This window comes from Vibrio echinoideorum (genome assembly GCF_024347455.1).
Classification (GTDB): Bacteria; Pseudomonadota; Gammaproteobacteria; order Enterobacterales; family Vibrionaceae; genus Vibrio; species Vibrio echinoideorum.
Window position 1 is genome coordinate 1,514,019 of record NZ_AP025483.1, and the last position, 22,528, is coordinate 1,536,546.

Consider the following 22,528-nt stretch of genomic DNA (forward strand, 5'->3'; position numbering starts at 1 on the left):
CTTGAAATTATATGCACCGAAGGACGCTTTCTGAAGGAGTTTGTCTTTGAAAGACGTAATCATTCGGTGCATATATTGCTCCTCTCATTTTAGTCTTAAATGAAACCTCAACCTGCTTGGTTCTACGACTGATGCTGGTGTAATGTGGACAACTTAATGGAACATTGGCAAGTCTAAATATCGAGTCGATAAATCCTTGAAGCGCTCTCAGTGGCATAGAAAAAACTCGCTTCACCATGAGCGCAGTCGTGATAGCTAAATCACTGAACCGACGTGGCCTCCCGTGCTTATTATGTTTGCTTTGCGCCCACCCGCTTATCGCTTCTTCACTAATCCAAACGGTCAGAGATCCGCGATTAATGAGTGATGGGTTGTATTGCTTCCAGTTGGTCGTTTTGTTACGAGGTTTAGGCATGGTCAAGGTATGGTTTTTGAATTCCCTAGAGGTTCAGTTGATTCCGGTAGCCAAGCCGCAGTTAGAGAATTGTGGGAAGAAACGGATCTTGAAGATTTACAACTGCTCGCCACTCATCAAGCTCTGAATAACGTCGGTGGTGAGATTCATAATGTAGTTTTGAATGCGGATCAGAATGATGAGCCTAAAATGGTCGAAGTAGAAAGACAGCAAACTTTCTATTGGCTAGCCCTAAGTTATTTCTCTTGATGATTTTTATCGCGCAGATATCGAGTTTATAGAGCACCATTTGAGCCGGTTTGCTTCTCAAATACGCCAGTCACATCACCACCATCTTTATTCATCGTTAGTTTCACGGAGGAAACATGACAAGCGACCTTTGTCTAACGTGAGCGATTCGCAGTTTGTACTTGTTCTATTGAGTAAAAATAAGTCTGGTGGACAGATGTGAATATCTAACAGGGACTTACCACATTAACGCCGATATATATGTTTTGAAGTGAGGCTGGATTCATAATAGGCTAACTCGTCGTGCTTGCGTAATACGGGCTCACGTCTCAGTCGATTTTTGTGTGTACGATGAAACAGTTGATGTGGATGTGTCTCTCACTAACTAACGTAACGTTAGCACTAAGAGCCATACTACAAGGAGGTTTTATGTTTCCATTAGATATATTTGTTACTTACACGCTGGCTTGTTTACTGCTAGTTATCTCGCCGGGGCCGGATAATTTGCTTGCTATAGGTCGAGGTTTAAGCCAAGGCCGATTAGCAGCAATAATGTCAGGTATGTCTTCTGGGGTGGGTATTCTATTTCATGTCGTTGCCGCGACCTTTGGGCTTACCCTTCTCATTCAAACTTCTGAAGTAGCGTTTTACGTTGTCAAACTCGTTGGCGCTGCTTACCTAATTTGGTTGGGTGTGAAAGTACTTCGTACGAGAAATTTGTTCACATTAGAACCAGCGAAAAAACAGCCTCTAAAAGTCATATTTTCTACGGGTTTTCTATCTGCCGCGCTTAATCCAAAGCCAGGTATGTTTGTTCTTGCTTTTGTACCTCAATTTGTAAACCCAAACTTAGGGTCAGTGACAACTCAAATGATCGGTTATGGCGTTTGGTTTGCTTTATTAACGGCAGTTGGCTTTAGCTTAATGGGTGTTTTCTCGTCTCAATTGTCAGAGTGGTTCAGGAACAAGCCTAAGTTAGTGTCAGGGTTGAATATTGGTGCAGGTATTACATTCGTATCTTCTGGGTTAGCTGTTGCGTTTATGAAGCAGCGATAATCTGTGCGCTAGGCATTGATTTGGTAAGATTCACAACGTTTGGCATTTTTACTTTGGGTGCCAATCGTTTTAGTTGATAGTCGTAATCACAATTCAACAGAGCGCTCGGCTGCAATGTGATTTAAACAAAACAGATAGGATATTTTATGGACAATGAGCAATTAGAGTATGCAGGCTTTTGGGTGCGATTAGGAGCTGCGTTGCTTGATACCTTCCTGTTCTTGCTGGTGACTATGCCTTTATTGTATTGGGTATATGGTGACTACTATTTTGATTCAGATGAGTTCATCTTAGGCGGCTGGGATATGTTGTTAAATTGGGTGTTCCCTTTTATCGCAACGGTTATATTCTGGGTTTATCGATCGGGCACTCCAGGCAAAATTGCTTTGAAGCTTCAAGTTGTGAATGCGGAGACCGGAGAGGCGCTTTCTACGGGCAAATCAATTTTAAGGTACCTTGCGTATTACGTAAGTATTCTTCCACTGTGTTTTGGCTTTGTTTGGATTGCGCTTAGCGGAAAGAAACAAGGTTGGCATGATTTAATTGCCAATACAGTCGTTGTTAGGCCTACAAATAAGGGTATTGAACCCGTAAAGTTTGGAAAGTGAGCTTAAGAATAATTCCAACTGACAGATAACGCGTGAATCGTTATCTGTCACTTCAGGTAATACGTTAAGAGTGATTTAACACGCGGTATTCTTAACTCATATCTTAAGTGTTTCCATAAGGTCAGTAGCCAGTAACGGCAGTGAATTTGAGTGTGTCTTAGTAGCCTTGAACACTATTTAACGCACCTGCATAGACGCTCAAAATTATCTACATCCGCTAAATTTATGTTAATGGGGTTTTTGGACAGTCGCTCTGTATTCTGTCTATTCCTCTACGATTCGCTTACGTCGTAACCTTGATGGCTTTACGCGACCGCGGTGATTTATTCGTTAGGAAATTGAAGGTAGAACAATGATTTCATGGATAATTATGGTGTTTGCAACTATCGGAGCAATGGTCGTTAGTGTAATCAGTGGCTTCCTCTTTTTTGACGAGTTTATTGGTTTATGGCCTGAGCCAGTTGTTGGCTTTATTACAGCATTCCTCGTTGTTTCTACTGCCTATGTCACTGCACCTAAATATCCAGTGATAATATCCGGAGTTGTATTGCTTCTCGGTTCTTTTGTATCTTGGAAATACCTTTCCACTGCTTCATATCCTGAATGGCATGAATTGGCCTATCAACAGACTTATATACCATTATTTACAACACTTTTAGGTGGTGTCATAGGGGAGTTGGTTATTATTTATTACGGTCAATTGATTTTGGATAATTGCCTGACAAAACGATGAAATACAAAGTTGTAACCAAGTGATTTGTAGCCTAACAAGCCACTAAAGCAGACAAGTAATACCTTCAACTATGGACTAGATAATGATCGTAAGGACTGCGACAAAGGAAGACTCTGGCAAGTTACTAGAGCTTATTGAGCAAAAAGCTGAGTTTGATCGAAGTATGAAAGGCTTCAGCGGTGAGGTCTCTACAAATGTAGAAAAAATTGAACGCACGTTATTTGGTGATCATCCATTTGCTCATGCTTTGATATTGGAACTGAACCATGAAATTCTTGGCTTTGCTCTATTTCATTATCGATATTCGTCTTTTCGTGGTGAGCCATCAATCTGGCTTGATGATCTCTTGGTTTTGGGAGGGCAAAGGTCGAAGGGTTATGGTCGTGAACTTATGAAAGCGTTAAGGTCACAAGCTGAAACATCGTTGGTTTCGCACATTTCATGGACTGCGAGCCCAAACAATAAGAAAGCCCATGAATTCTACAAAATGTTAGGTGCTGAGGTCGAGCGAATGGATGGTCAGAGACCGTATTATTATTGGGCCATGTGCGGCTAACCATAATTTTAGATTAGGTGCTGTTCGGGAATGTTGATGTTACGAGACTCCCACTTGGTCGATAGGAGTATTTGTTATCTAAATAAGACGCTACAAACATTCCCTCTCCTAGGAGTTAAAATGGAAAGTGAAAGACTCAAATTGGTGCCTCCATCATTAAAATTTACCGATGCTATGTATGTCGTTATTGAGGAATGTAAGCCGGAGTTTTCCCAGTTTTTACCTTGGGTCTCAAACTCTTTAACTACAAAAACTCTTGAAGATAATATCAAAGAAGCTGCCATTAACTTCTCCAATTTTACCGGGGAGTTTTGGTTTAATATCATCGAAAAGAAAACGGGTTCGTTTATAGGCGTTGTAGGTTTTATCATTAGAGATGAATCTGTGCCGTATTTTGAAATTGGTTATTGGTTACAAACATCAAAAACAGGCTTTGGCTACATAACTGAAGCCATTCGTTTAGTTGAACAATATGCATTTGATGATAAAGGTGCTCTACGAGTCGAGATTAAAATGGCAGGATCAAATCTTAAAAGTCAGGCTGTTGCAAAGCGGTGCGGTTATTATCTTGAAGCACAGTTAGCTAATACTAGGCGTTTGCCATCAGGGGAACTCGATAGCACGTTTATCTATGTAAAAACATGCTTATAGCAAACGGTTCAAGCCGACAGTCAGCGGATGATATTTTCTGTTTCAACTTAGTTTAGTGTAATCGGTGCGTAGTTGTGAGTTCAAGTTTGTGCTGATTTATATGGATTCTCTATTATCAAATATCCATAAAAGTTATGCTGATGGTTCTATGACTGCGGTACCTTAGATTTAGGTTAATTCTCAACTTCTAGCGAATTATGTATTGCTCTATAATGGTCGCGTATTACATGAGAAGAAGATATTGATGAACAATAATAGAGAAGTAATTGCATACCTCCGCGAGAGTATTCCGGTGTTTGAATGCGTTAAGGGCTGTCATGATTGTTGTGGGCCCGTAACGACTTCTTCTGAAGAAATGTCGCGGTTACCAGTGAAGACTGACGCTGAGCATGAAGCTGCCCTAAATGAATATAATTGTGTGCATTTAGGGCCTAATGGGTGCGAAGTGTATGAAGAAAGGCCACTAATCTGCCGATTGTTTGGCACAACACCTCGTATGGCATGTCCAAATGGGTGTCGTCCAACAGAGATGGTCGATTTAAAAATTGAACGTCAGGTGCATTACTTCATCAGGAACACTCGCCAAGTTTTAGTGTAGTTGGCTCAATAGCCAACAGATCGAACTACAATCACATAAGCATTAAAGATAGCCCACCTATAGTATTTTCAGTTTCGTACTTGTTAGGCAATGAAGAAGTTGCGACTAACTTATGTGACTTTTTGATCGCAGCGGCCAGTGAAACAGGTTCTGTCTCGGATAAAACAGTGCAATATTGTCGCAATGCGTTAAATGGTTAGAAGTCCAATTTAACCAATGGGTAACACAGTATATGAAAGGGAAGGAGACTCAGGATGAGTACAGGTTTTAAAGGTTCGTGTTTGTGTGGAAGTGTTCGCTTTTCGGTTAATGGATTCAGCGAAAAGGCAGCAAACTGTCATTGTTCAATGTGCCGAAAATTTCACGGCGCAGCTTTTGGTACGTCAGTTGGTGTTCAAGGCTTGAGCTGGCTTTCCGGCATTGATTTACTCAAAGAGTTTGCGGCATCAAACGGCACAACACGAACATTCTGTTCCAACTGTGGTTCAAGTTTAGGTTTCAGAGTACAAGGGGAACCTTTAGAAAACATCGAACTAGCGATATCGACATTCGACGTGGATATTCCAGTTAAAATCGATGCTCAGATTTACACCAACTACAAAGCGAACTGGTGTGAATTACAGCCAGACTTACCTACGTATTCAGAAGGGCGAACAAGTTAATCGATCTTCGATTCTTTGAATCGCAAATATTGAATGCACAGTGATTATGGTTAACGTGCTTGGTGTTGCCCAATTCTTAACGCACGTTGACTTCTCTCCCCAAATTTATTGAGGCAGATCGAAAAGATCGGGTTTTCATACAACCCTATATTGGCATCTATCCATACTGAATCCAGGAGGAAAGTATGAGATGGTTAATAATTAAAAATGCGTTCATTACGCTTACTATAGGATTTGGAATTGTATGGCTAATTTCTCGAGGAGACTATCTAGCCACAGCGTCAGTTTACCCGATCGACTTTGTGTTCTTATGGTTGGGCGTTGTTTTAGCTGGCTTCGCATCGATTTATACAATAGATGACCTTCAACGAGGTTCATGGCATAAGTCTGCTGTGATTTATGCATTTTATTATTATGGTGCATTCGGTCTTTTTGCAGACGGCCACGTTGCGGATTGGGCTCATAGCACTGGTTACATTGAGAAGTTGTTTATGTCTGGCTTTATAATTTTCGTCTCGTTATTTTCAATAGTCGTGCCGTTAATCGTGTTCACGATCTCTGTTATACAGGCACATCTTCTTTCTATCGCAGTTGAAAATAGGCAGCTGTAAACAAGTCAATTATCTACATGTTCGAGTTTTTAAACAGGTGTGTTAATTAGTTAAATAAGATGCGAAGGTAGGCCAAAATATTCATCATTTTGTACATGGAGGTACAATGAACATCGGTATATATATTTATAATCAAGCAGAAGTTCTCGATTTCTCTGGCCCATTTGAAGTTTTTAGTACGGCAAAGCGCTTAGGTGCTGAAGATCTAAATGTATTCATGGTTTCTGAGCACGCCGAGCCAGTTGTCGCCCGTGGTGGGTTTAAGGTTCTGACTGACTACTCGTTACAAAATCATCCAGAGATAGATTTGTTAATGGTAGTTGGCGGTGTGCATACTGACGAGATGAACAAGTCGAATGTACTGGATTGGTTGGTATCCGTTGAGCCAAATGCTGAACAAATTGTGTCAGTTTGTACTGGCGTGTTTTTATTGGCTAAAGCGGGCTTACTTAAGGGGTTAACAGTTACTACCCATTGGGAAGATATTTCCGATTTGGCATTACAGTTCCCTGATTTAAATGTGGTTAGTGATAAACGATGGGTAACATCGGAGAAGTTCACAACTTCAGGAGGCATTTCTTCAGGCATCGACATGAGTTTACATCTGATGTCTGAGCGCTATGGTTTAGAGTTTGCCACGGTAGTCGCTCGGCAAATGGAGTACAACTGGCAAGAGTCTACATACTAACCCTCCAAAGATGACTCTATGTGTGTTGTGTATTTTATGTGTTGGTTTGGGTGTTTAAAGCACAAATGAAAAAGGACATTACATGGACATTAGAATAGGAACCTTGTCTGACGTTGAAGGAATTACTGATATATTCAACTTCTATATTGAACATACCAACGCGCGTTTTGAAGAAGAGAAATTTTCGTTGGAAAATCGCCAGCAGTGGTTCGCTCAGTTTTCAAACAACAGCAAACATCAACTTTATGTCGCGATAGAAAATGGTGCGTTATTAGGTTTCGTGTGTTCTCAGCAATACCGGGCTATATCGGCATTTGAAGATACCGCAGAGGTCACTATTTATCTTGCGGCAGAAGCTCAAGGTAAAGGTTTAGGCTCTAAGCTTTATTCTCACCTATTTGCATCGATTAGTGATTATGGTGTTCACCGCGTACTCTCAGGTGTTGCTTTACCTAATGAGGCTTCAATAGCATTTCATAAACGTTTTGGATTTCGAGAAGTCGGAGTGTTCAATGAATATGCGAAGAAAAACGGTCAATACATCAGTTCAATGTGGTTAGAGAAGGCGTTAAACAAGGAATCAGATTGATTAGGATGGTTCAAACACGATGCAATACTCTTGGTACTTTAATTACGTATTGCTCAATGTTTGATTTAGAAACAAGGGACACAATATGGAAGTAAGGTTGGTCAAAGGTTCCGATCCTAAGTTCGCTGAATCGATCACCAAAACGAATATGGCGAGTTACTATCAAACTCGTGGAATCGCTTGGGGTCATAGTCAGTTTTTACGTAGCTGGGATGAACTGGATAACTATGAAATTTATGTAGGGGATAGTCGTATTGGTGTTATCCGCTTCAGTTATACCAGTGATACAACGTTTCTTAGGGACTTGCAGATATTAGCTGAATCTCAAGGCAGAGGCTTTGGTTCTAAATGTTTGGATTTAGTGATTGAACATGCGAACAATCAATCATCGACTCAGTTAGTGTTACGAGTGTTCAGTGAGAATCCCGCCATTAAGTTATATCAATCAAAAGGTTTTACAAAGGTTTCTGAAGTGAAAGGGCTTGTTGAAATGGAGCTGCTTTTAGGATCATCATTGAGAGGGTGTCATGGATAACCGTATCCAATTAAATTTTGTTAAATATACACTGCTTGAGTTCGCACTCGCTGCATTCTTATTGTTGTCTGTTTATTGGCTATTTGATGGTAACCATCAATCACTGCCTACTATTGGGTTGATGCTCAGTTCTGTTGCGGTATTAAAAGTCGTGACGCTATGGTGGCAGTTTCGCAATAGCTCTTTTGAAATATCGAACAATCATGTCTGTTTCGATGGTCACGCTTGCGATATCAAGTTACAGGGAAATATTCTTCCTTTTGATATCGGGTCAGTTATCAAGCTTTCATACACGAAAGGAGCGATGCAAAAACGCAATATCTACCTTCCTAAAGGTGCTATGAACCAAGAAGAATGGAAGCGTGTGTTAGCGTGTCGGACATAGTTTTACGGCTTTAGTTTGTGTTGTGCGTCAGTTTGTATTTCGGATGCGGTTCGTGTGCTAGTATCGCCTTTTTTGCATCGAGCTAATCTATGACTAACGATCATTTCAAAGGTAAATATGAGGTTGAGCTGAAGTATCGACTTAGCTCTAAGTCTGAGTTCTTGAAAACTTTGAACCTAATTCCTCATGAAGTAATGCTGCAAGACAACCTAGAATGCGATTGCTATTTCGATAGCTCTGATAGAAGCTTACAGGCTCAGAACAAAAGCTTGTGTATTCGTACTATGGAGCCGTCGGGCATCAAGTTATGGATTGTAAAAGGCCCTGAGCCTGATCGATGTGAAGCGACAAATATCACCGATGCGACGAATGCCAAGAGCATGCTAGAGAACTTGGGATACGAAGTGATTCTTAAAGCGCAGAAAACTCGCAGTATTTACTTTGTTGGAGAGTTCCATATCACGGTCGATTCTCTTGCGGGTATCGGTGATTTTGCTGAGTTTGCAATCATGACGAATGATGAGTCTAAGCTATCCGCTTATAAAGATGAACTTTAGTTATTGGCGAGTCAATTCGGGCTAAGGCGATCTGCGTTACAGACTAAATCATATAAGCAAATGTTTGAAGAAATACTCGCATAGCAAAGCGTTTCAAAGGGAAGTATGGATACGATTATCAAACAAGCAATCGAATTGCGAAAAGAAGAAAAGTATCAAGAGTCTCGTGACTTATTGGCGACGCTGCTAAGCGATAAAAGTTATGCAGCAAAAGCTCATTTACAGATCGCGTGGTCTTACGACAACCAAGGTAAAGAGCAACAGGCCATAGAGCACTATGTGTTGTCTCTGTCTGGCGTGCTTTCTTCAGTAGAGCGTTTTGATGCGCTGTTTGGTTTGGCGAGTACTTATCGAAGCCTTGGTCTTTATGCAGAGGCTTTAAACTATTTCGAACAGGCTATGGCTGAGTATCCTGACTCGATAGAAGTGAAACCTTTCTACGCAATGTGTTTGTACAATTTAGGTCGCCATAAAGAGGCGACGTCGCTGTTACTTGAGCTTTTAGTTTCCACGACTAATAGTGAAGCGATCAAAGAGTACCAACGAGCGATTTCTTTATATGCTCAAGACCTAGATAAAACCTGGTAAACAGCCGCGTATAAAGCTCATCTGTTTGCTTAAACACGATGGTCTTAGCCTTGTTTTACCTTCTTAGGGCGAAACTTTCTACCGTCCATAATATTCAAAGACATCAGTGTTAGGTTGGTCGCGCCTGCTATCAGTTCTAAAACCTGAACGCCATAAAACACTGAGTCGAACTCTCCTAAACTTGCCCATTGATTCAAAAAGTACGCGGCCGGAATCAAAATAACGATCCCGTTGAACGCGATAATGGGCATGCGTTTACTTTTACGCTCAACTATTTTCCCTTTACGTTGTTTTGCCATAGCTGCACCGGTCGCACCCGTGATAGCAATGGATGGGACAAGAATAAACAAGCCGGGAAAAACGATCATCGACTTGACTAGCTTCACTGATTCCAAAGTGCCAAACAGTTCTACAAGCAACGTGCTGGTAAAGAATGTAGCGACACACAGTGTTGATATTAATGCTGCTGTTCTGTGGATTATTGGTTTCATATCATTTACGCCTTTAATTCGGTAACATGTTGTCAACTTGGTTTAAGTCTAATTTAATGACAGCATGTTGTCAAAGTGAGTGTTATGGATACGAATGGAGAAGTTTTCACAAAGATCGCACTTGAGATCTTTAAGGTCAGTGGTCTATTGAATGCTGAGGGTGACAAATTAACCGAAGAGTTAGGGTTAAGCAGTGCCAGATGGAAGGTGATGGGGGCGATCGAAAAGTCGGATGATCTAGTCACGGTTTCTCAAATTGCTCGTATTATGGGTCAAAGCAGACAAGCGACTCAGCGTGTTACCGACATCATGGTGAAAGATGGCCTGCTCACTTGGCTTGATAACCCGAATCACAAAAAAGCAAAGTTGGTTAACATGACTGAAAAGGGCAAGGAAGCGTATTCGCTATTAGATAAAAAACAGGAAGTATGGGCTGAAAGTGGCGCTGAAGGCATTGAAAGAGACGAGCTTGATAAGGCGTTAATCACTCTGAAGAAGATGGCTACCTTCTTAGATAGATAAATAGATAAATAGATAAATAGAGAATGGCAGTTGAGAAGAGTACGAAAGCCTAAGCATCAATGTGATACTTAGGCTTCAGGGCATAGTTTTTGTTTGTTGGGGAAGCGTTAAGCTGAAAGCTCTTTACGAACGATCTCTGCTCCTGCACTTAGCGCATTAAGCTTCGCTGAGGCAATTTCGCGAGGCAGGGGCGCCATGCCGCAGTTAGTACAAGGGTAGAGTTTGTCTGCATCAACATACTTAAGTGTTTCTCTAAGAGTGCTAGCCACTTCTTCCGGTGTTTCAATGGAGTCGGTAGCCACATCAATCGCACCGACCATCACTTTCTTACCACGAACAAGTTCAAGTAGCTCAAGTGGTACATGAGAGTTGTGGCACTCTAAGGAGATAATGTCGATATTCGATTGCTGCAGCTTAGGAAATACCTCTTCGTATTGGCGCCACTCTGTGCCTAACGTCTTTTTCCAATCGGTATTCGCTTTAATGCCGTAGCCATAACAAATATGTACTGCAGTTTCGCACTTAAGCCCTTCAATGGCTCTTTCCAAGCAAGCAATACCCCAATCATTCACTTCATCAAAAAACACGTTAAACGCAGGTTCATCGAACTGAATAATATCAACGCCTGCAGCTTCTAATTCTTTCGCTTCTTCGTTGAGGATCTTCGCAAATTCCCACGCCAGTTTTTCACGGCTTTGGTAATGCGCATCGTAAAGCGTATCAATCATGGTCATAGGCCCCGGCAGAGCCCATTTGATCGGTTGGTCGGTTTGCTGACGTAAGAACTTTGCATCTTCAACAAACACGGATTTCTGACGAGAAACAGGGCCAACGATTGTAGGTACACTTGCATCGTAACGGTCGCGGATTTTAACGGTTTCACGCTTTTCAAAATCAACGCCATTCAGATGTTCAATGAAGGTCGTTACAAAGTGCTGACGTGTTTGTTCGCCGTCACTCACAATATCAATGCCTGCTTGCTGTTGCTCGTGCAGAGACACACGCAGCGCATCTTGTTTGCCGTCTGTGAGTTCAGCGCCTTGAAGTTTCCATGGCGACCAAAGCGTCTCTGGTTGTGCAAGCCAAGACGGTTTCGGCAAACTGCCCGCTGTTGAAGTCGGTAATAGTGTTTTCATAATAATACTGCCTATCCTTGGGTGGTTTGAGAGCGCAATAGACGATTAAAGTGCGTAATTTGCCGACCAGTTCTCTAGAACTGATTGGTATGGCTTAATGAATTTCTCTTCTGCGAACTTACCTTGCTCAACCGCTAGCTGGCCTCGCTCTTCACGGTCGTACACGATTTGAGTTAGCGAGTGATCCAAGTTTTTCAAGTTTGGTTGGTAACAGTTGCCCGCAACCGCGTTCGCGTTGTAAATCTCAGGTCGGTAGATTTTTTGGAACGTACCCATGGTGCTGATGGTGCTGATAAGCTCGAGGTTAGAGTAATCGTTCAGCAGATCACCAAAGAAATAGAAAGCTAAAGGTGCAACACTGTTTGGCGGCATGAAGTAACGAACCTGTAAGCCCATCTTCTTAAAATATTGCTCAGTTAAAGAAGACTCATTCGGTTGGTATTCAAAACCTAATACTGGGTGTTGGTTTTCAGTGCGGTAATAGGTTTTATTATCTGACACACTTAAGCAAATAACAGGTGGTTTATTAAAGTTCTGTTTGTAAGCTTCAGAGTTAACAAAATATTTAAAAAGCTTGCCGTGTAAATCACCAAAATCTTCTGGAATGCTGAATTTATCTTGGCCTTTATTATGATCCAACAGAAGTACGCTAAAGTCATAATCTCGAACATAGGAAGAAAAGTTATTTCCGATAATACCTTCAATACGCTCGTTGGTTTTACGGTCCAGAATATTGGTTTTCAGCACTTCAATTGAAGGGAATGCTTCACCGTTGCTTTCAATGTCCATATCAACAGAAATGATTTCAAGCTCAACAGAGTAACGGTCGCCCTTAGGGTTGTCCCAGTGTGCTAATGCATTGAAACTGTTATCGATCATCTGCAGTGCATTACGCAAGTTTGCTTGTCGGCTGTCGCCTCTAGCCAGGTTAGCAAAGTTGGTTGTGATACGCGTGCTGTCTGCTGGCTGGTAGTTTTCGTCGAGGCTAATGCTCTTAATCGTAAAATTAAATTCTTTATTCATGCTGATTTGGTATCCCAATTTGTTTTCTGATTCTCTCGGCCTTTAGTATTAAAACGGCTTTTATTTTTTTGCTTGTGACCAGATTAAGAATCGAAGGCTATGCTGTCTGAAATTAATGCTTAGTAGCATTACTGTCGTATAAAGTTAATTGCTTAAGGTTTTTATACGTGGATAGGTTCACCATTAACAATGGTATTACTTCACATTGAACATGAGGAATATTCATGATCTATTCTGTTTGAATGTTTAAGTCGGTGTCAGTTATATTAATTAGCTTGATGGAAATATAACCACATTAATAGTGCGTTATTTAAGACAATTAATTTAATTAAGAGATGGATGAAATGGGTGAATTGCTGTTGTTGATTTTATACTGTGCATTATTAGGCAGTGGTGTTGGTTTTCTTGCCGGACTTTTGGGGATTGGCGGCGGGCTGATCATTGTTCCGGTGCTAAGCAGCATTTTACTTCACTTAGAGGTTCTACCTGCGGATCAAGTGGTTGTTGCGGCCATCGCTACCTCGTTGGCATCGATACTGTTTACCTCAACTTCTTCTGCACTTGCTCACCACAAAAACGGGAACGTGCCTTGGGATCTAGCGCCTTGGATCATGCTCGGTGTTGCTCTGGGTGCATTGGTTAGTGGCTTTATGGCGGCTTTATTGCCAGAAAAAGTTGTTCGTATTGTGTTTGCAGTGAGTGTGGTTCTTATCGCAATAAAGATGTTCTTAAGCAGCAAAAACGACGCGCCTAAAGAAAGAAAATTGCCAAATAAGGGCATCTTAACCGTCTTGACAACGATCACGGGCGGTTTGTCTGCGATGATTGGCATTGGTGGTGGTGCATTACTGGTTCCGCTGTTGACGTTTTTCTCTGTCGATATGAAAAAGGCCATCGGTTGTGCGTCTGCTTGTGGCATTGTCATCGCGTTATTTGGTTCAATCGGCTATATCAGTTCAGGCAGCAGCCAGTTTGCTCTAACAGATGGATTTGCTGGTTTTGTTTATCTACCTGCGTTACTGGGTATCGTGTGCACCTCTTGGTTTACTGCCCCTTTAGGCGCAAAAGCAACCAATCATTTACCTGTTCCAACGATTAAGAAAATCTTCTCAGTGTTGTTGCTCGTTATTGCGGTAAGTATGGTGGCTAGTTAGTTACCATTCGTCAGGCTATTTATTAGGTCTGTAGATATAAGGCAACTGTAGATATAAGGCAGCTACGAATAGATAGCTCAGCATGAACAAATAGAAAAGAGCAGCCTTGTGCTGCTATTTTTATGTGTGTAGCCGATGTTTCTACGGTTATGTGCATGAGTATGTTCAGAAAATATTGCTGTTTAACCTAATTCACTGCTATAGCTAAATGTATCTTGTTTGATTCAACGGAATGCTATCAATGAGTGATTTATGGATCCTTTAACGCAGGGCGTGCTAGGCGCTTCTTTGTCACAGTCGGCAAGCAAAAAACAAAACTTGGTTGTCGCTGGGGTATTAGGATTACTCTCTGGAATGGCGCCGGATTTAGATGCGTTTATTCGATCACAGAGCGATCCTCTGTTGGCTTTGGAGTTCCATCGGCAATTTACCCATTCACTTCTTTTTATCCCCATTGGCAGTTTGATTTGCGCCTTGGTTTTGCATCATCTCATAGCAAAAAGGCGTGGACTCTCTTTCAAACAAAGCTGGCTTTTTTGTGCTCTGGGGTATGGCACACATGCACTGTTAGATGCTTGTACCACTTATGGCACCCAGTTACTTTGGCCTTTCACCAACGCCCGTTTTGCTTGGAATACCATTTCAATCATCGATCCTATTTATACGCTTCCCATCTTAGTATTGCTTGTGTGTGCAACGTTGAAACGAGCGCCTTGGCTTGCACGTGTTGCGTTTGTTTGGGCTCTAATTTATCCAACATTAGGGATGATTCAGAGAGGCAGGGCAGAGGTTATTGGTTGGCAATTAGCGGAAGAAAGACAACATAAGCCGATTCGATTAGAGGCTAAGCCGAGCTTTGCGAACATCTTAGTTTGGAAAGTGGTGTACGAAACAGAGCATCGATACTATGTAGATGCTGTGCGGGTCGGCACCTCGGTTAAGAAATATCCTGGAGAATCGATCGCTAAACTCAACGTTAGCCGAGATTTCCCTTGGATCGACCCGAATTCACAACAAGCGAGAGATATTGAACGGTTTCGATGGTTTTCGAATGGCTATGTGGCACAAGATCCAATGGATGAACTGCGTATTATCGATGTCCGATATTCAATCGTACCGAACCAACTGAAAGCGCTTTGGAGCATCAAGCTATCAAAAGCTGTTGATGCCGATGCGCATGTAAAGTATGAAACTCATAGAGACAATACACCAGAGTCGAGACAGATCTTCTTCGGTATGCTGAAAGGAGGTTGATGGATTCCGATGATTTTCTTCATTGGAGCCACTTCCATATTTATGTTGGTAAGCAGTTAAGTGTAGTGCGTTAGGTTTTGTATGCTATTGGCCATAAGTACGATAATATTTGGTTAGTCTCTCGAGGGAACCTACATGCTTATACCGTTTGGTCTAAAAAAATGGAAAAATACACCACGTCAAAAACGTCCTTAATGGTTTAGCTTGTGACTGCATTTGCCCCAGTTGTGGAAAACAACTCATTGCTAAAAACAAAGGTCAAAAAAAGCGTCCGCATTTCGCTCATGCGATTGAGACTGATTGCTTTGACTATGAAGCAATGACTTACCTTCATCAATATGCACAACAGCTATTAGAATCAGAACAATGCATTGTATTACCTGAATTCACATACACACCTGAAATAATTCTACTCGACGACACGGTTCTTAGTGGAAAAGAGATAAAGTACCCAACAGCAAAGGTTTGGTTTGATTCTGTGCAAAACGAATATTCTTGGCACAAGTATCGAATTGATAGCCATGGCAGACTAAAACATCGCTCGTTATTTATTGAAATTACAGTTACTCATGAGTGTGAGGCAGAAAAGTTAGCAGCGATAAAAAAAGAAGATCAGCCCGCTATAGAAGTCGTTTTAACTAGCCTGCATAACTCTGATAGATTGTATCAAGATAAAGAAATCAGAAAGGCTCTTTTCAATCCTACTAACGCTAATTGGATACACCATCCGAAGGCAATGGAAAAAGTAAATAAAGCTCTAGCTGAACTAAAACTTGAAGCTGAAAACAGGAACCGTGTTATTCAACATCGTTTAGATGCTGAGGAATCTAGGAGACAACAACTATATGAGCGTGAGCAGAGAAAAGAGCATAATATTGAAAATGCGAAACAGCGATTCAGAGCTGAGATCAAAGACGAACTAGATTGGTTGGGTACTGTTGATAACAGTTGGATTTTTCGAAATGAATAGCAGAAGCAAAACGTTAACCCTGATTTTTTGAAGTGGGTGAGTGTAGATAAATACTCAGGCCTAATTAATTTTAAAACCGATGTTGACTGGATTATCGAGTGTCGGCGTGAGCAATGGCAAGCGCTTATAGTTGATCATTTGTATCGAATTGGTATAAATCAAGACATAAAGGCTTTCGATATAAAGCGCTTTGTTCAGAAAAATGCTCCTATGAATTCAAACATGTTGCGATTGAATACGGCTCAATATCAAGCAAGGCAAAAAGCAAAAGCTAACGGGTCACAGACTAACAAGCGTATTGCTTGGTATTTAACGATTGAAGAAAACCATAAGATAATCTCTCCTTTCAAAGTAATACTTGATTACCTTCAGTATTGAGCAATCAACGATGTAGTGACCACTACACTTGCCCCAACTGTTTTTCAGTTAAGAGATCAAAGCATCGAAGATTTCAGACATAGAATGCAAAAGAGAAAGGAAGAAGCAGCAAAACTTCGAGAAGAACGCTTACACAAAGAACGTGAAGCAGAGCTTATTACAGAGCGGAATAGGCAATTAAGTGCCGAAATGAAGCAGAAGCGGATTCAAGAGATGATTGAAGCAGACGAGTTTGTTTTCAACCACCACGGTGGTTATGGTCTAAGGTGTAACAGTTGTCTATTTACATCACCTAAAAATATGGTGTTAGTAAATTCAAATTGCCCAGTCTGCAATAAAAAAACAGACTACAAAGAAGTGTTCATTACGCAAGATTACCTTGATACTGCGATACATCGATATCAATGTGGGGTCTTGCCTCTGAGAAGCTTAGAGCGTTACCCGCAGAGGTAAAGGGCACATTAAGTGCCCTTTACCTTATAAATAACGGCTTCTTAGGTGGTCTTTGAAGTACTGCGCATTCAAGGTTTCGCCCGTTGCGCCTTTCACCAAGTCATCGGTGGTCAGCAGGCTGCCTTTGCTCCAAATATTTGATTCTAACCAAGTGAAGATAGGTGATAGGTCGCCATTTTCAATCACAGAGTTCACATCGACAGTTTTCTTCATTGAAGCCATGAACTGAGCCGCGTACATCGCACCTAGTGTGTACGACGGGAAGTAACCGAATGCGCCGTCTGTCCAATGGATGTCTTGCATACAGCCATTAGTGAAATTGCCTTGAGTGCTTAAACCAAGGTATGACTGCATCTTGGTGTTCCAAAGCTCAGGAACATCGGTGTGTTTGATGTTGCCGTTGATCAAATCACGTTCAATTTCGTAACGTAAGATAACGTGTGCAGGGTAGGTCAGCTCATCAGCATCGACACGGATGAAGTCTTTCTTCACGCGAGTGTAGATCTTCTGGAAGTTCTTTTGTTCAAACTCTGAACCAGAGAACTGTTGGCCCGCTAGGTTTGCTAGGTGTCCAATGAATGGGTCGCTGCGGCCAACTTGCATCTCAAAAAATAAAGATTGAGATTCATGAATACCCATAGAACGAGCTTCACCCGCTGGCTGTCCAGCTAAGTGCTTTGGTAAGCCTTGTTCGTAACGCGCGTGCCCAGTTTCGTGCACGATACCCATTAATGATTGAACGAATTCAGCTTCGTCATAGCGAGTCGTGATACGCACGTCTGAAGGCACACCACCACAGAACGGGTGAACACTTTCATCCAATCGTCCGTGTTCAAAATCGAATTGAAGCAGCTTCATGACTTCTAAGCCAAGAGCTTTCTGCTTCTCGGTAGAATAGATGCCCGATGGTGCGTTAAATTGCTCGCTCGATTGCTTTTCGATCACTTCGTCGATCAGGCTTGGTAGCCATGTTTTAACGTCTGCAAACAAGGTATCAAGTGAAGCAGAGCTCGTTCCCGGTTCATAGATATCCAGCATGGCATCATAAGGTGTTAGGTTCGCTGCATCGGCGCGGATCTGCGCTTCTTCAAGAGACAGCTCAACCACTTCACGCCAGTTCTTTTCGAATCCAACCCAGTCGTTGTTACCACGTTGGCTACGCCACGCATGTTCACATTTTGAACCCGCTAGAGACTTAGCTTCAACCAGATTTTCAGGAAGTAGGTTGGCTTGTTGCCATTGGCGTTTAATTTCACGCAGAGACGATTGTTGCTCGCCATTCAAAGCTTCGTTTTCAGCGTCTGAAATCCAATCGCCAAGCTGTGGTTGAGTCATTAACCCATGAATATGAACCGAAAGCTCGGCCATCGCTTCACTACGAGCTTGATTACCACCAGATGGCATCATTGAAGCTTGGTCCCAACCACAAATAGAGGCTAGATGTTGAAAGCGTGAACATTTTTGAGAGTGCTCGACTAGTTTTTTGAATGCGCTCATTTGACTACTCTTAATTTGGTTTCTTTAAATGATCCTTAGGACTGCGTTGGCTTTAAGGTTCATCTCTAATGTACTTTTATTATGGTTCTGCTTTTTAGTGACGCTGTGCTTCGTAGTTGAAGGTACAGCGATAGAAGATACAGCGATAAAAGCTTGAGGCGGTACGATGCCTTGAATTTACTATTTCTTAACAAATTAAACTGTTCCATTGTGCACAAAATCAGTGACTTGTATAGCAGATGACAATTGTTGCTTGCGAATTGTTCAGATACACGGTATTGATGATAAATCGCTAAACAAAGATGATAATGATATGGATATTTTGAACTTTGAGGCATTTCTGATTGCCATCACTATTTTAACGCTAACGCCGGGTTTAGATACGGCATTGGTGATTCGCAATACAAGTCGTTCCGGCTTAGCTGACGGTGTTATGACCAGCTTAGGTATTTGTAGCGGCCTTTATGTGCATGCATTTTTCTCTGCTGTGGGGATCTCTGCGATTCTTGCTCAATCAGCTGAGCTCTTTCAAGCCGTTAAAATGGTGGGTGCGGTTTACCTGATTTGGCTTGGCTTAAGCAGTTTACGAGCTTTGATGAAAAATGGCGGAGGGATGCAGGTCGGGGAGCAGGCTAAGCAAGCATACAGCGCCAAGCGTTCTTTGCGTGAAGGTTTCCTATCTAATGTGCTGAACCCGAAAACGGCGGTTTTCTATTTGGCCTTTTTACCTCAATTCGTAAACCCTGAAGGTTCACCTTTATTGCAATCCATGGTGATGGCTTCGGTGCACTTTATGATTGCGATGGTGTGGCAATGCAGCCTAGCAGGTGCATTGAACTCCGCTAAAAATTTGCTCAAGAATGCGAGTTTCATGAAATGGATGGAAGGTGTGACGGGCATGGTGCTGGTGGGGCTTGGCGTTAAACTTCTGATGGAAGAGCCTGCGTAGTTTTCCTTTTCTGTCGCAGATAAATAGATAAATAGATAAATAGATAAATAGATGAATAGATGAAAGCCCACGACGTGTCGTGGGCTTTTTTGCTATAGGTAAACCTATTGTCAGATGTGAGCCACTGCGTTATTCAACAACGCTGATGTTCATCTCAGCGCCTTCGAAACCTAAGTCACTTAACTCATCTGCATTAAAGTTGGTGGTAACTTCGATATCGCCAATGCGCTCAGTGGTTTCGCTGACTGAATCAACGCTTCTTTTGCTACGAACACTGTTGGTAATTGGTGTTGCTTGGCCAATTTCAATGGTGCCTGCAAATTGAGATTCAGCGTTAAAATCGCCAGATACGTAAGAGTGGAATGGGCGTAAGCTTCCACCAGTCGCGTACTGCATGCTTGATAAACCGGCTTCTTTGATAGCCCAGCCCCAGTCCCACCATTTCGTTTCGCCTGGGATGTATCGGTGATCCCATTGGTAGCGAATATCGGCTGATTCATTGCTGCTACGGCCCATAGTGAAGGTGTGAGCTTTGTACGGGCGGTTGTCTGGGTGAGTGTGCCATGCGTTACCACCCCAACGAAGGAAGCCGTTAAATTCAACATCGTAACTGATGTCGGCGTTGAATCGGTAAGGATAAGAGATGGTTGAACGATACAGCTCAACTCGAATCGGAAGCTCTGAATTCGCAGGAACCATAGGACGAGCTTGAAGTGTTACTTGCTCGCTAGTGGAGTTGCCATTGGTTTCAGCGAAGCTCTGGTTTGCTTCTAACTTAATCGTTAGCTTAGTCTCGCCAACTAAAGGCCATTTGAATGTATTCTCTGTTTGAACACTTTCGGAGAACCCATAGCTGTTGGTTTTAGACCAGTTTGTTGACTCATCAACTTTGAGGTCGACAACGACTTGTTGCGCGATGTTACTTCTGTTTCTGGCCGTTGCATAAACGGTCTTAACCAGTTCACGATCGGACTCGACGACATCGCCGTGCCAAAAGTTATTGTCGTTGACGGTGTAGGTAAAGTTGTCGACGGTGATCTTAGTCTTTTCGTTACAGCGATAACCATCACAAGAACCACTGTTGTTGCCTTGTATTACCCAAGAGTCGCCTGAGCGGTTAATCGTCATGTCCTCACCAACATACTGACTGTTATTCCCGCCAACCCACGCATAACCTAGGTTGTGAGCCAGATAGCTAAGAGGGCGTACAAAATCATTGCGGTTGTTTACTAAGTCATATTCAACATCTATCTCGCTGCCTTCTGTGACGGCTTTAGCAGAGTAGTTTGGAATTTCAGATTGGTCATTGTTGGGATAGCAGAACGTTGATCCGCTGCTCGATTGTTTAATTTCGCCATGATAGCCAGGCCCCATGATCACCCAGTTTCCTTTCAGCCCTGTGATCTGCCAAGTGCCCATACGAGCGACCAAAGCACTCTTTTGTTCTTCAGCCTCATAACGGTCTAAAGGGCGATAACCAGAGCGACATACATCTTCACCAAGTTGGTCAAACACTATTTGGTCTGGGTAAACCTTTGCGTTTACACCGGTTGATAGAACAGACAACACTGCGGTTGCTAAGAGACTTCTGTTTATACTAATCATTAACAATTCCCTCTATTGTAATTTTTCTATTTTGATAATGTTTTGTGCGTCGTGCTTTTAACAAGACAAGTTCACTTTTTCATGTTGATAAATAGATAGATACTGAAAAGGGTTGAATTAATTTACCGATTTAATTCAATGGCTTGTAATGTTGTTTTTGTATTTAAATGAAAGGGTATGCAACTAAAGAAAATTTTTTTGATAAAGCTCAAACCATTTTTAGAAAAATTATATTTTATTACCTGCACTCTAACGTCATTTTATTTTGACGTAATCCTGTTGCGTTTTATATGAATGGTTAAAGAGAGGAGGAGGTGTTCTTTCCAAGAAACGCGGCGTTTAAATAGAGTTGATAATGAATATAATAGGTATTAACTTAAGTTATCGCTTAGCTAGAAGTTGTGTTCGACCCGTATTACAGGTTCGAATTATGGCAAATAATTCATTTGAACTTAAAACATCAATATTCAACGTTAATGGGTCATTATTAAGCAGGAGGTAAGGCGAGAATTGAGTGTCATTCATCGCTTTCTCTATTTTTTGTACAGAGACTAAGTCGATGGTACCTAAAATGGAAAAATATAATGATTGAGAAGGCCTTGCTCTACCTTTGAATCGAAAAACGATGGGATCGGGCATGTGATCGTCTTGAACTGATACGAGATGTAAGACGGTATTGCTGCTTATCTTTGTTAATCCATCGGTACGTAATACGTTTCCTTCTAACATAAGGTCTACCACACTATGCTGATAGCGGTGCTCTTTCTGTGGTTGGGGGGAAGGGATAAGCCATATGCTAACGAATAAAAGTAACGCAGAAGATAGCGCAACGAATGGCTTCATAATTGGCCTCTCTTTAGGAATAATGCTATTTCAGCACTGACTCTGTCCGATTGCGCAGGTGTGTAAAAAATATTGACGGATTGACGTGTGGCTTTATCGAGTAAGGAAAGTTCAGAATGCCCCGGTTCTTCGCTAATATAAGCCACACAATCGCATTGATACTTATAGAGAATGGCTTCTAATTCAGGGCTTAACACTATATCGTGTTCTTGGAAAACCTGTATCTGACCAATCCACTGTTCATTGAGTCGGTTGACGGGGTAGATATCACCGAGGCTTCTATCGTTAATTTTAGCAAAAGCCAGCAGTGCCGATGCCAGCAGTAAACAACCCGTTGTGAAGTAGCACAGCCTATTTCGGTTGGAGACGGATTGCTGGTGGTCAGATAAAGTTTGTTCAACACTAAGAGCGTCAATCTCGTGAGTATTGATGGGTACATGGTCGCTTACGGGTACTAGAGGAATATAGGTTACGCTACTTGCTTGCGAGTCGACAAATACGCATTCATCGATAAGGCGGTAACCGATCTTTGGCACAGTTACAATTGGAGTCTCTTTGATGCCGAGTCTAACAAACCCTTGGCGAACTAAACTTATGCTTTTCGCAAGTGAAGTATCCCCTATGAATTCGCTTCCCCATGCGAAGTTAATAATATCTTGTTTGCTAACAATTTCGGGCGAGTTTTTAAGTAATAACTCTAAAACGCGAGTCTCACGATATCCTATTTTAATAGAACGTTCGTCGTTATAAATACGGTTTTTAATTGGGTCGAATCTGATCATATAACCAACGT

General features: G+C 41.9%; 27 protein-coding genes and 4 pseudogenes. 23 read left to right on the top strand and 8 right to left on the bottom strand.

Annotated features, from left to right (window positions below):
• Window positions 1-73 precede the first annotated feature (73 nt).
• Window positions 74-415: pseudogene (locus OCV36_RS06760) on the bottom strand (transposase); the annotation flags it as partial.
• Between the two features lie 9 nt (window positions 416-424).
• Between OCV36_RS06760 and OCV36_RS06765 the strand changes: the two are divergent.
• From OCV36_RS06765 to OCV36_RS06835, 16 genes and pseudogenes are all read left to right on the top strand, one after another.
• Window positions 425-716, top strand: a pseudogene (locus OCV36_RS06765) (NUDIX domain-containing protein); the annotation flags it as partial.
• Window positions 717-1,072: 356 nt separating this feature from the next.
• A complete protein-coding gene (locus OCV36_RS06770) occupies window positions 1,073-1,699 on the top strand; it encodes a LysE family translocator (RefSeq protein ID WP_054547655.1) in 627 nt (208 codons plus the stop codon).
• A 146-nt stretch (window positions 1,700-1,845) separates the two neighbouring features.
• Window positions 1,846-2,307 carry an RDD family protein gene (locus OCV36_RS06775; RefSeq protein WP_135456420.1) on the top strand — a complete coding sequence of 154 codons (462 nt, stop codon included), beginning with the start codon at window positions 1,846-1,848 and terminating at the stop codon, window positions 2,305-2,307.
• A 352-nt stretch (window positions 2,308-2,659) separates the two neighbouring features.
• Entirely contained in the window at window positions 2,660-3,040 is a 381-nt protein-coding gene (locus OCV36_RS06780) for a hypothetical protein (protein WP_167853030.1), read from the top strand.
• Window positions 3,041-3,122: 82 nt separating this feature from the next.
• Window positions 3,123-3,596: a GNAT family N-acetyltransferase gene (locus tag OCV36_RS06785; protein WP_135456418.1), complete on the top strand. Its 474-nt coding sequence runs from the start codon at window positions 3,123-3,125 to the stop codon at window positions 3,594-3,596.
• Window positions 3,597-3,716: 120 nt separating this feature from the next.
• Window positions 3,717-4,247 (top strand): GNAT family N-acetyltransferase, encoded by a 531-nt coding sequence (locus tag OCV36_RS06790; protein WP_135456416.1) that lies wholly within the window; start codon window positions 3,717-3,719, stop codon window positions 4,245-4,247.
• A 244-nt stretch (window positions 4,248-4,491) separates the two neighbouring features.
• Entirely contained in the window at window positions 4,492-4,845 is a 354-nt protein-coding gene (locus OCV36_RS06795; protein ID WP_135456414.1) for a YkgJ family cysteine cluster protein, read from the top strand.
• A gap of 77 nt (window positions 4,846-4,922) precedes the next feature.
• Window positions 4,923-5,045 (top strand): annotated as a pseudogene (locus OCV36_RS25590) (opioid growth factor receptor-related protein); the annotation flags it as partial.
• Between the two features lie 54 nt (window positions 5,046-5,099).
• Window positions 5,100-5,507 (top strand): GFA family protein, encoded by a 408-nt coding sequence (locus OCV36_RS06800; RefSeq protein WP_135456412.1) that lies wholly within the window; start codon window positions 5,100-5,102, stop codon window positions 5,505-5,507.
• Between the two features lie 185 nt (window positions 5,508-5,692).
• Entirely contained in the window at window positions 5,693-6,118 is a 426-nt protein-coding gene (locus OCV36_RS06805) for a hypothetical protein (protein WP_135456411.1), read from the top strand.
• Between the two features lie 106 nt (window positions 6,119-6,224).
• The gene (locus OCV36_RS06810) at window positions 6,225-6,806 is read left to right on the top strand and encodes a DJ-1/PfpI family protein (protein ID WP_135456409.1); all 582 of its coding nucleotides are present in this window, start codon (window positions 6,225-6,227) and stop codon (window positions 6,804-6,806) included.
• 82 nt (window positions 6,807-6,888) lie between these two features.
• Entirely contained in the window at window positions 6,889-7,395 is a 507-nt protein-coding gene (locus OCV36_RS06815) for a GNAT family N-acetyltransferase (RefSeq protein WP_135456407.1), read from the top strand.
• Between the two features lie 85 nt (window positions 7,396-7,480).
• Window positions 7,481-7,930, top strand: coding sequence for a GNAT family N-acetyltransferase (locus OCV36_RS06820; protein WP_135456406.1), 450 nt, complete (start codon window positions 7,481-7,483; stop codon window positions 7,928-7,930).
• Window positions 7,923-8,315: a hypothetical protein gene (locus OCV36_RS06825; RefSeq protein WP_135456404.1), complete on the top strand. Its 393-nt coding sequence runs from the start codon at window positions 7,923-7,925 to the stop codon at window positions 8,313-8,315. The genes OCV36_RS06820 and OCV36_RS06825 overlap by 8 nt, the downstream gene beginning before the upstream one ends.
• An 89-nt stretch (window positions 8,316-8,404) precedes the next feature.
• Window positions 8,405-8,956 (top strand): annotated as a pseudogene (gene cyaB / locus OCV36_RS06830) (class IV adenylate cyclase).
• 21 nt (window positions 8,957-8,977) lie between these two features.
• Window positions 8,978-9,460: a tetratricopeptide repeat protein gene (locus OCV36_RS06835; RefSeq protein WP_135456401.1), complete on the top strand. Its 483-nt coding sequence runs from the start codon at window positions 8,978-8,980 to the stop codon at window positions 9,458-9,460.
• Between the two features lie 44 nt (window positions 9,461-9,504).
• Here the strand turns inward: OCV36_RS06835 and OCV36_RS06840 are convergent, their stop codons facing one another.
• A complete protein-coding gene (locus OCV36_RS06840; protein WP_135456400.1) occupies window positions 9,505-9,951 on the bottom strand; it encodes a hypothetical protein in 447 nt (148 codons plus the stop codon).
• Window positions 9,952-10,035: 84 nt separating this feature from the next.
• On the opposite strand from OCV36_RS06840, the gene OCV36_RS06845 reads away from it, so the two are divergent.
• A complete protein-coding gene (locus tag OCV36_RS06845) occupies window positions 10,036-10,473 on the top strand; it encodes a MarR family winged helix-turn-helix transcriptional regulator (RefSeq protein ID WP_048606983.1) in 438 nt (145 codons plus the stop codon).
• Between the two features lie 107 nt (window positions 10,474-10,580).
• On the opposite strand, the gene OCV36_RS06850 is transcribed toward OCV36_RS06845, so the two are convergent.
• Together OCV36_RS06850 and OCV36_RS06855 are read right to left on the bottom strand one after the other, a co-directional pair.
• Window positions 10,581-11,609, bottom strand: a complete 1,029-nt coding sequence (locus OCV36_RS06850) for a methionine synthase (protein ID WP_135456398.1) — start codon at window positions 11,607-11,609, stop codon at window positions 10,581-10,583.
• Window positions 11,610-11,654: 45 nt separating this feature from the next.
• Window positions 11,655-12,632 (bottom strand): DUF1852 domain-containing protein, encoded by a 978-nt coding sequence (locus OCV36_RS06855; protein ID WP_135456396.1) that lies wholly within the window; start codon window positions 12,630-12,632, stop codon window positions 11,655-11,657.
• A gap of 344 nt (window positions 12,633-12,976) precedes the next feature.
• On the opposite strand from OCV36_RS06855, the gene OCV36_RS06860 reads away from it, so the two are divergent.
• The 5 genes from OCV36_RS06860 (at window position 12,977) to OCV36_RS06880 (ending at window position 16,841) form a co-directional block, all read left to right on the top strand.
• Window positions 12,977-13,786: a sulfite exporter TauE/SafE family protein gene (locus OCV36_RS06860; protein ID WP_135456394.1), complete on the top strand. Its 810-nt coding sequence runs from the start codon at window positions 12,977-12,979 to the stop codon at window positions 13,784-13,786.
• Between the two features lie 252 nt (window positions 13,787-14,038).
• On the top strand, window positions 14,039-15,040 hold the full coding sequence (locus OCV36_RS06865) for a metal-dependent hydrolase (protein ID WP_135456392.1): 1,002 nt from the start codon (window positions 14,039-14,041) through the stop codon (window positions 15,038-15,040).
• 319 nt (window positions 15,041-15,359) lie between these two features.
• A complete protein-coding gene (locus tag OCV36_RS06870; RefSeq protein ID WP_167853029.1) occupies window positions 15,360-16,010 on the top strand; it encodes a hypothetical protein in 651 nt (216 codons plus the stop codon).
• Between the two features lie 36 nt (window positions 16,011-16,046).
• The gene (locus OCV36_RS06875; RefSeq protein ID WP_135456388.1) at window positions 16,047-16,388 is read left to right on the top strand and encodes a hypothetical protein; all 342 of its coding nucleotides are present in this window, start codon (window positions 16,047-16,049) and stop codon (window positions 16,386-16,388) included.
• Between the two features lie 84 nt (window positions 16,389-16,472).
• Complete coding sequence (locus OCV36_RS06880) at window positions 16,473-16,841, top strand: hypothetical protein (RefSeq protein ID WP_135456386.1); 369 nt, start codon at window positions 16,473-16,475, stop codon at window positions 16,839-16,841.
• A gap of 24 nt (window positions 16,842-16,865) precedes the next feature.
• Here OCV36_RS06880 and OCV36_RS06885 read toward each other — a convergent pair whose 3' ends face one another.
• Complete coding sequence (locus tag OCV36_RS06885; RefSeq protein WP_135456384.1) at window positions 16,866-18,338, bottom strand: carboxypeptidase M32; 1,473 nt, start codon at window positions 18,336-18,338, stop codon at window positions 16,866-16,868.
• A 313-nt stretch (window positions 18,339-18,651) separates the two neighbouring features.
• Between OCV36_RS06885 and OCV36_RS06890 the strand changes: the two genes are divergently transcribed.
• Entirely contained in the window at window positions 18,652-19,287 is a 636-nt protein-coding gene (locus OCV36_RS06890; protein ID WP_135456382.1) for a LysE family translocator, read from the top strand.
• Window positions 19,288-19,416: 129 nt separating this feature from the next.
• Here OCV36_RS06890 and OCV36_RS06895 read toward each other — a convergent pair whose 3' ends face one another.
• The 3 genes from OCV36_RS06895 to OCV36_RS06905 form a co-directional block, all read right to left on the bottom strand.
• Complete coding sequence (locus OCV36_RS06895; protein WP_017072712.1) at window positions 19,417-20,892, bottom strand: aerolysin family beta-barrel pore-forming toxin; 1,476 nt, start codon at window positions 20,890-20,892, stop codon at window positions 19,417-19,419.
• 381 nt (window positions 20,893-21,273) lie between these two features.
• On the bottom strand, window positions 21,274-21,735 hold the full coding sequence (locus tag OCV36_RS06900; protein ID WP_102552869.1) for a hypothetical protein: 462 nt from the start codon (window positions 21,733-21,735) through the stop codon (window positions 21,274-21,276).
• Complete coding sequence (locus OCV36_RS06905) at window positions 21,732-22,517, bottom strand: winged helix-turn-helix domain-containing protein (RefSeq protein WP_135456380.1); 786 nt, start codon at window positions 22,515-22,517, stop codon at window positions 21,732-21,734. Before OCV36_RS06905 ends, OCV36_RS06900 begins: the two co-directional genes overlap by 4 nt.
• Window positions 22,518-22,528: the final 11 nt, after the last annotated feature.

Coding starts and splice junctions, on each gene's coding strand:
- OCV36_RS06770 (WP_054547655.1), top strand. CDS start 1,073: ATGTTTCCATTAGATATATTTGTTACTTACACGCTGGCTTGTTTACTG.
- OCV36_RS06775 (WP_135456420.1), top strand. CDS start 1,846: ATGGACAATGAGCAATTAGAGTATGCAGGCTTTTGGGTGCGATTAGGA.
- OCV36_RS06780 (WP_167853030.1), top strand. CDS start 2,660: ATGATTTCATGGATAATTATGGTGTTTGCAACTATCGGAGCAATGGTC.
- OCV36_RS06785 (WP_135456418.1), top strand. CDS start 3,123: ATGATCGTAAGGACTGCGACAAAGGAAGACTCTGGCAAGTTACTAGAG.
- OCV36_RS06790 (WP_135456416.1), top strand. CDS start 3,717: ATGGAAAGTGAAAGACTCAAATTGGTGCCTCCATCATTAAAATTTACC.
- OCV36_RS06795 (WP_135456414.1), top strand. CDS start 4,492: ATGAACAATAATAGAGAAGTAATTGCATACCTCCGCGAGAGTATTCCG.
- OCV36_RS06800 (WP_135456412.1), top strand. CDS start 5,100: ATGAGTACAGGTTTTAAAGGTTCGTGTTTGTGTGGAAGTGTTCGCTTT.
- OCV36_RS06805 (WP_135456411.1), top strand. CDS start 5,693: ATGAGATGGTTAATAATTAAAAATGCGTTCATTACGCTTACTATAGGA.
- OCV36_RS06810 (WP_135456409.1), top strand. CDS start 6,225: ATGAACATCGGTATATATATTTATAATCAAGCAGAAGTTCTCGATTTC.
- OCV36_RS06815 (WP_135456407.1), top strand. CDS start 6,889: ATGGACATTAGAATAGGAACCTTGTCTGACGTTGAAGGAATTACTGAT.
- OCV36_RS06820 (WP_135456406.1), top strand. CDS start 7,481: ATGGAAGTAAGGTTGGTCAAAGGTTCCGATCCTAAGTTCGCTGAATCG.
- OCV36_RS06825 (WP_135456404.1), top strand. CDS start 7,923: ATGGATAACCGTATCCAATTAAATTTTGTTAAATATACACTGCTTGAG.
- OCV36_RS06835 (WP_135456401.1), top strand. CDS start 8,978: ATGGATACGATTATCAAACAAGCAATCGAATTGCGAAAAGAAGAAAAG.
- OCV36_RS06840 (WP_135456400.1), bottom strand. CDS start 9,951: ATGAAACCAATAATCCACAGAACAGCAGCATTAATATCAACACTGTGT.
- OCV36_RS06845 (WP_048606983.1), top strand. CDS start 10,036: ATGGATACGAATGGAGAAGTTTTCACAAAGATCGCACTTGAGATCTTT.
- OCV36_RS06850 (WP_135456398.1), bottom strand. CDS start 11,609: ATGAAAACACTATTACCGACTTCAACAGCGGGCAGTTTGCCGAAACCG.
- OCV36_RS06855 (WP_135456396.1), bottom strand. CDS start 12,632: ATGAATAAAGAATTTAATTTTACGATTAAGAGCATTAGCCTCGACGAA.
- OCV36_RS06860 (WP_135456394.1), top strand. CDS start 12,977: ATGGGTGAATTGCTGTTGTTGATTTTATACTGTGCATTATTAGGCAGT.
- OCV36_RS06865 (WP_135456392.1), top strand. CDS start 14,039: ATGGATCCTTTAACGCAGGGCGTGCTAGGCGCTTCTTTGTCACAGTCG.
- OCV36_RS06870 (WP_167853029.1), top strand. CDS start 15,360: ATGACTTACCTTCATCAATATGCACAACAGCTATTAGAATCAGAACAA.
- OCV36_RS06880 (WP_135456386.1), top strand. CDS start 16,473: ATGCAAAAGAGAAAGGAAGAAGCAGCAAAACTTCGAGAAGAACGCTTA.
- OCV36_RS06885 (WP_135456384.1), bottom strand. CDS start 18,338: ATGAGCGCATTCAAAAAACTAGTCGAGCACTCTCAAAAATGTTCACGC.
- OCV36_RS06890 (WP_135456382.1), top strand. CDS start 18,652: ATGGATATTTTGAACTTTGAGGCATTTCTGATTGCCATCACTATTTTA.
- OCV36_RS06895 (WP_017072712.1), bottom strand. CDS start 20,892: ATGATTAGTATAAACAGAAGTCTCTTAGCAACCGCAGTGTTGTCTGTT.
- OCV36_RS06900 (WP_102552869.1), bottom strand. CDS start 21,735: ATGAAGCCATTCGTTGCGCTATCTTCTGCGTTACTTTTATTCGTTAGC.
- OCV36_RS06905 (WP_135456380.1), bottom strand. CDS start 22,517: ATGATCAGATTCGACCCAATTAAAAACCGTATTTATAACGACGAACGT.